The organism is Vibrio sp. 2033 (assembly GCF_033339735.1).
The window spans coordinates 1-545 of record NZ_JAWOVC010000713.1; the positions used below are offsets into that span (position 1 = coordinate 1).

A 545-nucleotide genomic window follows, 5' to 3' on the forward strand; every position below is an offset into this window, starting at 1 on the left:
GAGCGCGGAGCGCTTTACCGCTGTTTGAATTGCGCTTTCATTTATATGATGTCTTCGCAGTTGCCCTGTCTCTTTGTCGACACTTAACTTGTTAGACGGAAACAAAAAGTGCCAATTGAAATCTAGTTCTGCATTCGGATATTTACGGCGTAAACCTTCAGAGATGTAAACACCTGCGTATCCGGGTACATGCCGGTCCTTGAAGTAGTAGTTTCTTGCTAAGTTCATCTGCGATTTTAGCGGCTCATGGAGCTCTTTCGCCAATGTGACCGTACGGTTTTTTCCACCTTTCCCTTGCCAGACTCTCACTGCACCATAGTCATAATCTATGTCTTGGATTCTTAGTCTAAGGCATTCCATAATTCGAAGCCCAGAACCGTATAGGAGTTGGATGTGAAGCTTATATCTCGGATCGATATGTTGCACAAACCTGCGGACTTCATCGCGAGTCAAAACAACAGGGAGCTTCTTTTCCGTCAGTGATTTTTGGAACCTCATATCCAGTGAAAGCGGGGTTTTAAAAAAGTCTCGATATAAAAACGAAA

The 545-nt window shown here is 43.9% G+C and carries 1 protein-coding gene; it reads right to left on the reverse strand.

The genetic code is table 11. The features are described from left to right. Positions 1–545, reverse strand: a 545-nt coding sequence (locus R7P74_RS28675; protein WP_318124084.1) for an integron integrase, incomplete at both ends; no start/stop codon positions are given.